The 9,231-nt window shown below is 61.8% G+C and carries 6 protein-coding genes; 4 read left to right on the top strand and 2 right to left on the bottom strand.

The genetic code is table 11. The annotated features are described in order from the left end of the window. Positions 1-120: 120 nt before the first annotated feature. Genes OKC30_RS17945 through OKC30_RS17955 form a run of 3 tightly spaced genes read left to right on the top strand, consistent with a single transcriptional unit; the run spans position 121 to position 1,384 of the window. Entirely contained in the window at positions 121-333 is a 213-nt protein-coding gene (locus OKC30_RS17945; RefSeq protein WP_270809228.1) for an ABC transporter permease subunit, read from the top strand. Beyond that, positions 291-626 (top strand): ABC transporter permease subunit, encoded by a 336-nt coding sequence (locus OKC30_RS17950; RefSeq protein WP_270670426.1) that lies wholly within the window; start codon positions 291-293, stop codon positions 624-626. Before OKC30_RS17945 ends, OKC30_RS17950 begins: the two co-directional genes overlap by 43 nt. After that, positions 623-1,384 carry an amino acid ABC transporter ATP-binding protein gene (locus OKC30_RS17955; RefSeq protein ID WP_160839226.1) on the top strand — a complete coding sequence of 254 codons (762 nt, stop codon included), beginning with the start codon at positions 623-625 and terminating at the stop codon, positions 1,382-1,384. Before OKC30_RS17950 ends, OKC30_RS17955 begins: the two co-directional genes overlap by 4 nt. A gap of 302 nt (positions 1,385-1,686) precedes the next feature. Here the strand turns inward: OKC30_RS17955 and OKC30_RS17960 are convergent, their stop codons facing one another. Beyond that, positions 1,687-3,102, bottom strand: coding sequence for an FAD-dependent oxidoreductase (locus tag OKC30_RS17960; RefSeq protein ID WP_041214964.1), 1,416 nt, complete (start codon positions 3,100-3,102; stop codon positions 1,687-1,689). Between the two features lie 12 nt (positions 3,103-3,114). After that, positions 3,115-7,572 carry a glutamate synthase large subunit gene (gltB, locus tag OKC30_RS17965; protein ID WP_010675168.1) on the bottom strand — a complete coding sequence of 1,486 codons (4,458 nt, stop codon included), beginning with the start codon at positions 7,570-7,572 and terminating at the stop codon, positions 3,115-3,117. Positions 7,573-8,185: 613 nt separating this feature from the next. On the opposite strand from gltB, the gene OKC30_RS17970 reads away from it, so the two are divergent. After that, positions 8,186-9,082 (top strand): TIGR01212 family radical SAM protein, encoded by an 897-nt coding sequence (locus tag OKC30_RS17970; protein ID WP_270809727.1) that lies wholly within the window; start codon positions 8,186-8,188, stop codon positions 9,080-9,082. Positions 9,083-9,231: the final 149 nt, after the last annotated feature.

The following is a 9,231-nucleotide window of genomic DNA, read 5'->3' on the forward strand; positions in this document are numbered from 1 at the left end:
AGAGCCGGCTGGAATGACGACTATCGGGCTCAGTTATTCTTTGGTTAAAATATCAACAAAGTGTGCTCCCGCCCTGGCTTGTCGGTGGCGCTGGCCAGATTATATGGTCCGGCTCCGCTGGTGATACTGGTCCGCTTCTATGTCTGGCTTATTCGGGGCACGCCCCTGCTGGTGCAGCTGTTTCTGATCTTTTACGGTCTGCCGAGCGCCGGCATCGTGCTTGACGCCTTCACCGCCGCCGTCATCGGTTTCACCCTCAACATCGGTGCCCTACAGCTCGGAGATCATTCGTGCCACCCTGGCGGCCAGAGGCAGCCTACTCCATCGGCATGAACTGGCCCCAGGTCATGTGGCGGGTGATCCTGCCGCAGGCGGCGCGCATCGCGGTGCCACCGCTCTCCAACACCTTCATCTCCCTGGTCAAAGACACGTCGCTGGCGGCGGCGGTGACCGTGCCCGAGCTGTTTCAGGCGGCCCAGCGCCTCGCCTCCGTCACCTATGAGCCGCTCATTCTCTATATCGAGACGGCCCTCATCTACCTGATGTTCAGCTCGGTGCTCTCCACCCTGCAAGACAGGCTGGAGCAGCGACTGGCTCACAAAGAGACCCGGGAGGTCGCCCTATGATCCGCTTGAGTGGCATCGAGAAACAGTTTGCGGGGCAGCGCGTGTTGAAAGGGGTGGGGCTGGCGATGGCCGCGGGCAGCGTCACCGCCCTGATCGGTCCCTCCGGCAGCGGCAAGAGTACCTTGCTGCGCTGCGTGAACCTGCTGGAGCGACCCGATGCAGGCCAGCTGGTGCTGGGGGGCAGCGAGCTCGACTTTACCCGGCATCTGTCACGGCAAAGCGTGCAGGCCCTGCGCCAGCAGACCGGCATGGTGTTCCAGAATTTCCAGCTGTTCCCGCACATGACGGTGCTGGAGAACGTGATGGAAGGGTTGGTGACCGTGTTGAAGTGGCCCAGGGAGAGGGCAGTGGCGCGCGCCCTGCAACTGCTCGACAAGGTGGGGCTCAGGCACAAGGCCGAGGCGGTGCCTGCCACCCTCTCCGGCGGTCAGCAGCAGCGGGTCGCCATTGCCCGGGCGCTGGCGCCATCCCCCAAGGTGCTGCTCTGTGACGAGCCCACCTCGGCACTGGATCCCGAGCTTGCCCAGGAGGTGGTGGCCGTGCTGCGCCAGCTGGCCAGTGAGGGGACTACCATGCTGATCGCCACCCATGACTTGCGCCTGGCGGCCCAGATTGCGCAGCAGGTGATCTTCCTGGAGGCCGGGGAGGTGGTGGAGGCGGGCAGTGCGCGCCAGATGTTCACCACCCCCAAGCGGGCGCGTACCTTCGAATACATCTCCACCCTCACCGAACGGCTGCCGGAGAGCTGGAGTATCTAGCCGGTTCTGGCGGATTGAGAGCGAGATAAAAAACAGCCCCGCACGAGCGCAATGCTGTTCACTTAAGAGAATTTGAGTTCCAGTCCACGTAGTATCAGGGCTAAAAATGAGGGAGGCATGATGCCTCCCTCTTTCTATTGCAAGCCACGCTGGATAAAGGCTGAAGGAACATCGACTGGAAACAGCCTTGCTCCCCCAACTCAAGTCGCATTTATGAATAATTAGTCAAAAATGTGCTTATCTGAACAGCATTGCCCGCACGAGCGGGGCTGTTTGCATGACAGCGTGGTTGCGACGGCAGATCACACGGCCAGGTAGTCCATGATCCCTTCGGCCGCCTTGCGACCCTCATAGATGGCGGTTACCACCAGATCCGAGCCGCGCACCGCGTCACCACCGGCGAACACCTTGGGGTTGCTGGTCTGGAAGGCGTACTCGGCCTTCTCGGGCGCCTTGATGCGATCCCGGCCGTCGAGCTCGACGCCGTGCTCTGCCATCCAGGGCTGGGGGTTGGGCTGGAAGCCGAACGCCATCACCACCGCATCGGCGGGCAGCACCTGCTCGGAGCCTTCAATGACTACCGGATTGCGGCGGCCATTGGCATCGGGGGCGCCGAGCTCTGTGCTCACCACCTTGATGCCGCAGGTGCGGCCGTGGGCGTCCAGCTCCACGCCGATGGGCTGGAGGTTGAACATGAATTCCACCCCTTCCTCCTGGGCGTTTTTCACCTCCCGCTTGGAGCCCGGCATGTTCTCGGCATCCCGGCGGTAGGCACAGATCACCCGATCGGCCCCCTGGCGGATGGCGGTGCGCACGCAGTCCATGGCGGTGTCGCCGCCCCCCAGCACCACTACCTGCTTGCCGGCGAAGTCGATGTAATCGGCTTGCGCCTTCTCGAAGCCCAGCAAGCGATTGGCGTTGGAGATGAGGTAGGGCAGGGCGTCGTAGACCCCCGGCGCCTCTTCGTTGGCAAAGCCGCCCTTCATGTACTTGTAGGTGCCGACCCCGAGGAAGACCGCATCGAACTCGCCGAGCAGATCGGCGAAGGTGACGTCACGGCCCACTTCGGTCTCGAGACGAAACTCCACTCCCATCCCCTCGAAGATCTCGCGGCGGCGCTGCATCACCTCTTTCTCCAGCTTGAAGGAGGGGATACCGAAGGTGAGCAGGCCACCTATCTCCGGGTACTTGTCGAACACCACAGGGGTGACGCCATTGCGTGCCAGCACGTCGGCACAGGCAAGGCCCGCGGGGCCCGCGCCAATGACGGCGACCCGCTTGTCGGTCTTGACCACCTTGGAGAGATCCGGGCGCCAGCCCATCTCGAAGGCCTTGTCGGTGATGTACTTTTCGATGTTGCCGATGGTCACGGCGCCGAATCTGTCGTTGAGGGTGCAGGCACCCTCACACAGTCTGTCTTGCGGGCAAACGCGGCCACATACCTCCGGCAGGCTGTTGGTCTGGTGGGAGAGCTCCACCGCCTCCAGAATGCGTCCCTCGTTGGCCAGCTTCAGCCAGTTGGGGATGTAGTTGTGTACCGGGCACTTCCACTCGCAATAGGGGTTGCCGCAGTCGAGGCAGCGATCTGCCTGCATGCCGACCTGGGCCTGGTTGAAGGGCTCGTAGATCTCCACGAACTGGATCTTGCGGATCTTGAGCGGCTTCTTGGGCGGGTCGACCCGCTGGACATCGATAAACTGGAATACGTTCTGGCTCATAGGGTTCCCTCCTTATTGCGCCTGGATTCTGAGTTCTGCACTGGAACGGCTGGTGTGGCCAAGCAGCGATTTGACGTCGCTGGACTTGGGTTTGATCAGCCTGAACTTGGGCACATAGGAGTCGAAGTTGGCCAGGATCTCCTCGGCGCGCGAGCTGCCGGTCTCATTGAGGTGCGCCGTGATGATACCGCGCAGGTGCTCCTGATGGATGGCCAGATCCGCCACCTCCAGCAGTTCGACCAGCTCGGGGTTGGTGCGCTTGGCAAAGTTGCCGCACTCGTCGAGCACGTAGGCAAAACCGCCTGTCATGCCCGCCGCGAAGTTGACACCGGTCTTGCCGAGCACGGTGACGATGCCGCCTGTCATGTATTCACAGCCGTTGTCGCCAATCCCCTCGACCACCGCCAAGGCCCCTGAGTTGCGCACCGCGAACCGCTCGCCGGCGGTCCCTGCGGCATAGAGCTTGCCGCCGGTGGCGCCATAGAGGCAGGTGTTGCCGATGATGGCCGCCTCGTGGGATTTGAACGCCACGCCGACGTGGGGTTTGATCACCAGCTTGCCGCCGGTCATCCCCTTGCCCACGTAGTCGTTGGCATCCCCGGTGAGGATCATCTCAAGGCCACCGGCGTTCCAGACGCCGAAGCTCTGGCCGGCGGTGCCGTTGAAGTGCACCTTGACCGGATCGGCCGCCATGCCCTGGTTGCCGTGGCGCTTGACGATTTCGCCGGACAGACGCGCACCCACGGAGCGGTCGGTGTTGCGGATGTCGTAGCGGAACTCGCCGCCACTCATGTTTTCCACCGCGTCCAGCAGGTCTTCCACCATCTTGAGGTTCAAGGGCCCCTTGTCGAAGGTGGGGTTGTGCTGCTGGCTGAACAGACTGGAGCCTGCCGGTGCAACCGGGGCCGCCAGGATGCCGGACAAGTCCAGCTTGGCTTGACGGGCGGTGAGGCCGGGCAGGGCTTCCAGCAGGTCGGTACGACCGATGAGGTCGGTGAGCTGGGTGACGCCAAGCTCGGCCATCAGCTCGCGCGTCTCCTCGGCGATGAACTTGAAGTAGTTCATCACCATTTCCGGCAGGCCGGTGAAGTGTTCGCGGCGAAGCTTCTCATCCTGGGTGGCGACGCCGGTGGCGCAGTTGTTCAGGTGGCAGATACGCAGGTATTTGCAACCGAGTGCCACCATGGGGCCGGTACCGAAACCGAAGCTCTCGGCGCCGAGGATGGCCGCCTTGATGATGTCGAGACCGGTCTTGAGACCGCCATCCACCTGCAGACGCACCTTGTGGCGCAGGCCGTTGGCCACCAGCGCCTGCTGGGTTTCGGCCAGGCCCAGCTCCCAGGGAGAGCCGGCGTATTTGACCGAGGTGAGCGGGCTTGCGCCGGTGCCGCCGTCGTAGCCGGAGACGGTGATGAAGTCCGCATAAGCCTTGGCCACGCCACAGGCGATGGTGCCGACGCCAGGTTCGGACACCAGTTTCACCGACACCAGGCAGTTCGGGTTGATCTGCTTGATGTCGAAGATGAGCTGGGCCAGATCCTCGATGGAGTAGATGTCGTGGTGCGGCGGCGGTGAGATCAGGGTCACGCCGGGTACGGAGTAGCGCAGCTGGGCGATTTGCGCGGTGACCTTGTCACCGGGCAGCTGGCCACCCTCACCGGGCTTGGCACCCTGGGCGACCTTGATCTGCACCACGTCCGCGTTCATCAGGTAGTGAGGGGTGACGCCAAAGCGACCGGAAGCCACCTGTTTGATGCGAGAGTTCTTCTCGGTACCAAAACGCTTGGGATCTTCACCGCCTTCGCCGGAGTTGCTCTGACCGCCGAGGCGGTTCATGGCGATGGCCAGGGCCTCGTGGGCTTCAGGGCCGAGGGCGCCGATGGACATGGCCGCGGAGTCGAAGCGGGGGAACAGCCTGGCGGCTGGCTCCACCTGATCCAGCGCAACCGGGGTGGTGCCCTGTTTGAGCGACAGCAGATCCCGCAGGGTGGCGACCGGGCGCTCGTTCACCAGACGGGCATACTCCTTGTAATCGGCATAGTTGCCGGAGCGCACCGCCACTTGCAGGGTCTGCACCACGTCCGGGTTGTAGGTGTGGTACTCGCCACCGTGGACGAATTTCAAGAGGCCGCCCTGGGTCAGCGGCTTGCGGCCGAGCCAGGCCAGACGGGACAGATTGATCTGATCCTGCTGGATGTCGGCAAAGTCGGCACCCTGGATGCGGCTCGATACGCCGCGGAAGCAGAGTTCGACCACGGCCCTGGAGAGGCCGACGGCTTCGAACAGCTGGGAGCAGCGGTAGCTTGCCACCGTGCTGATGCCCATCTTGGACATCACCTTGTAGAGGCCCTTGTTGATGCCGTTGCGGTAGTTGAGCATGGCCTGGCGCAGGCTCATCTTGAGCACGCCCTCTTCTACCTGCTTGGCGAGGGTCTCGTAGGCGAGATAGGGGTAGATGGCGGTGGCGCCAAAGCCCAGCAGCACGGCGAAGTGGTGCGGGTCGCGCACGCTCGCGGTCTCCACCAGGATATTGGCGTCGCAGCGCAGGTTGTTGTCCACCAGGGTACGCTGCACCGCACCTACCGCCATGGCGGCCGGGATGGGCAGGGTATCCGGGCTGATGTCCCGGTCTGACAGTACCAGCAGCACGGCGCCGCTGCGGGCCGCTTCAGCTGCCTCGTGGCAGAGGCGCTCGAGGGCGGCTTGCAGCCCCTCTTCGGGCAGGTAGTTGAGGCTCAGCACCGCATGGCGGTAGTGCTCCCCCTCCAGGGCCAACAATTGATGGAAGTCGGAGTAGAGCAGGATCGGCGACTGGAACAGCACCCGGTGGGCGTGGCCGAAGGTCTCGTTGAACACGTTCTGTTCGCGGCCGATACAGGTGGCCAGGGACATGACGTGATTTTCCCGCAGGGGATCGATGGGCGGGTTGGTCACCTGGGCGAACATCTGGCGGAAGTAGTCGTACAGGGTTCGCTGGCTGGAGGAGAGCACCGCCATCGGGGTGTCGTCCCCCATGGAGCCCACCGCCTCCTGGCCATTCTCGCCGAGCACGCGGATCACCTGATCCAGCTCTTCAAAGGAGTAGCCGAACAGCTTCTGGTAAGTCTTGAGCCGGTCATCCGGGAATTCCCGCGATCCCGTGCTGGCATCGTCCATCTGCTCGAAGGGCACCAAGCGCTTGCAGTGCTTGTCCATCCACTGCTTGTAGGTGTGACGGCTCTTGAGATCGTCATCAATTTCGAAGCTGGTCCAGATCTTGCCGTTGCTGGTATCGACCACGAACAGCTCCCCTGGGCCGACACGGCCCTTCTCCAGCACTTCGTCCGGGGTGTAGTCCCAGGTGCCCACTTCGGAGGCCAGCGTGATGAACTTGTCCTTGGTGATGACGTAACGTGCCGGACGCAGACCGTTTCTGTCGAGTGCGCAGGTGGCGTAGCGACCGTCGGTCATGACGATGCCGGCCGGGCCGTCCCAGGGCTCCATGTGCATGGAGTTGAAGTCGTAGAAGGCGCGCAGGTCGTCATCCATGTTCGGGTGCTTCTGCCACGCAGGCGGGATCAGCAGGCGCATGGCACGGAACAGGTCCATGCCGCCGGCCAGGAAGAGATCCAGCATGTTGTCGAGGCTGGAGGAGTCCGACCCCGTGGTGTTGACGAAGGGGGCGGCCTCTTGCAGATCCGGGATCAGCGGGGTGGCGAACTTGTAGCTGCGCGCCTTGGCCCACTGGCGGTTGCCGGCAATGGTGTTGATCTCGCCGTTGTGGGCGAGGTAGCGGAACGGCTGCGCCAGCGGCCAGCGCGGGCTGGTGTTGGTGGAGAAACGCTGGTGGAACACGCAGATGGCGGCCTGCATGCGGATGTCGGCCAGATCCAGATAGAAGCGCGGCAAATCCACCGGCATGCACAGTCCCTTGTAGACGGTGACCAGGTTGGAGAGGCTGACCACATAGAAGTAGTCGTCGCTGATGCGCTTCTCGATGCGGCGGCGCACGATATAGAGGCGGCGCTCGAGATCCTTGTCGACCCAGCCCGGGGGCGCGTTGACAAAGACCTGTTCAATACTGGGCAGGGACGCCTTGGCGATGGAACCGAGTACGTTGGTATCGATAGGCACCTTGCGCCAGCCGACCAGACTCAGGGTCTCTCTTTCCAGCTCCTCGTCGATGATGTCGCGAGTGGCCTGGGCCAGGATGGGATCGGGGTTGAGAAACAGCATACCGACCGCGTAGTTGCGGCCCAGGTGCCATCCCTTCTCTTCGGCGACAGCTCTGAAGAAGCTGTCGGGTTTTTGCAGCAACAGGCCGCAGCCGTCGCCGGTCTTGCCATCGGCGGAGATACCGCCGCGGTGCTGCATGCGAGCCAAGGCTGACATCGCGAGACGGACAAGCTTGTGGCTGGCTTCCCCTTCCATGTGGGCCAACAGGCCGAAGCCACAGTTATCCCTCTCCAGCTTTGGATCATATAGTGACATTGCATTTCTCCCTTGCTCGGCCTTCCATCGCACTGTCATCAACAGACTGCATAAATTGCGATTGGCTCTTGTGGTTCCGTCCGCCTGAGGTGGCGAATCTCCAAACTAATGGGATTTTCGGGCAAGGTCAATTGGACATCCCGCTTGTTTGCAATGTTACATCGCTATAACAAAATGTGGGTTTTTGAGACTCAATCAGCATTTTTGTGTATTTATGACTGCCTTTTATTTGTTTGTTGGCTTTATATTCTGGTTATGGACGATTTGGTGGTTGACTGCATGGTGGCGGGAAACTGTAGTAATTTTACAAAGTCATCTCTGGTGTGCTTGGCGGGGATCACATTTCAGGATCCTGCGTCTTGCATTTGTCCATAAGCAGACTAAACAGGATTTTTTCAGTAGTTACAGCCGGTTATGGGCGAGAAGTTATGACACTTTTCTCCAGGTTGCAGGAGTGACAGGTTGTCAAAAGTGACCGTGAATGCCGGCTGTTGGGTATTTATCGCATCTAACGTGAATATTTATATGATTTTTGGGTAGGGAGCGGGATTGATCCAGCGCAGCCTGCCCGCCGGGCTGCGTCGCTAGAATGACACCTCATTTCGGAGGTGTCATGCAGTTACACGAACTCATCAATACATTTGGCCAGGATCTCAAGCAACGCCACGGCCAGAAGATCCACAAACTCTCCATTCACGGGGCCTTTACCTGCCCCAACCGGGACGGCACCCTGGGCCGGGGTGGCTGCACTTTCTGCAATGTCTCCTCCTTTGCCGACGAGTCGGCCCAGCAACTCTCCGTGGTGCAGCAACTGCTGGCACGCCGGGACGAGGTGACCCGGGCCAGGCGCTATCTGGCCTACTTTCAGGCCTATACCAGCACCTATGCCGAAGTGGAGTACCTTCAGCGCATGTATGAAGAAGCCTTGTCGGTGAGCGACATGGTGGGGCTCTGCGTCGGAACTCGCCCTGATTGTGTACCCGATGCGGTGCTGGATCTGCTGGCAGGTTATCAGGCCCGCGGCTACGAGGTGTGGCTGGAGCTCGGGCTGCAAAGTGCCAACGACAAGACGTTGCAACGCATCAATCGGGGTCACGGCTATGCCGCTTATGCCGATGCCGTTGCCCGAGCCCATCTGCGAGGCATCAAGGTGTGTGCCCATCTCATCGTCGGCCTGCCCGGCGAGGTGCCGATGGACAGCCTGGAAACCCTGCACCGTATCGTGGAGACCGGCGTCGAGGGGATCAAGCTTCACCCACTGCATGTGGTGGAGGGGAGCACCCTTGGCAAGGCGTGGCAGGCGGGACGGCTGGATGTGTTGACGATGGAGCAGTATGTGGCGGCGGCGGTCGCCATGATCCAGTACACGCCTCCCGAGGTGGTCTATCACAGGGTCTCGGCGTCGGCGCGCCGCCCGACCCTGCTGGCCCCCGCCTGGTGCGAGAATCGCTGGAGCGCCATGACCGCCATTGCCGCGGCGCTGGCACGCTCAGGCCCTCAGGGGCACTGACTGGGACGCCCTTTTTCTCTCCCTTCCACGGGCGAGTGCCAACTCTAATTTCGTCAAAAAACAGTGGGTTATTAGGGAAGGTGCGAACAAGTCCCTGATATGAGATCATGTTTGTCATCTGGAGCCATGGAACAGGGTTCATCATGAGT

The organism is Aeromonas sp. QDB18, assembly GCF_027705325.1.
Taxonomy (GTDB): Bacteria; Pseudomonadota; Gammaproteobacteria; order Enterobacterales; family Aeromonadaceae; genus Aeromonas; species Aeromonas caviae.

What these genes read in the sequence shown, in the direction of transcription:
- OKC30_RS17955 (WP_160839226.1), top strand. Translation starts at nt 623, where the DNA reads ATGATCCGCTTGAGTGGCATCGAGAAACAGTTTGCGGGGCAGCGCGTG.
- OKC30_RS17960 (WP_041214964.1), bottom strand. Translation starts at nt 3,102, where the DNA reads ATGAGCCAGAACGTATTCCAGTTTATCGATGTCCAGCGGGTCGACCCG.
- gltB (WP_010675168.1), bottom strand. Translation starts at nt 7,572, where the DNA reads ATGTCACTATATGATCCAAAGCTGGAGAGGGATAACTGTGGCTTCGGC.
- OKC30_RS17970 (WP_270809727.1), top strand. Translation starts at nt 8,186, where the DNA reads ATGCAGTTACACGAACTCATCAATACATTTGGCCAGGATCTCAAGCAA.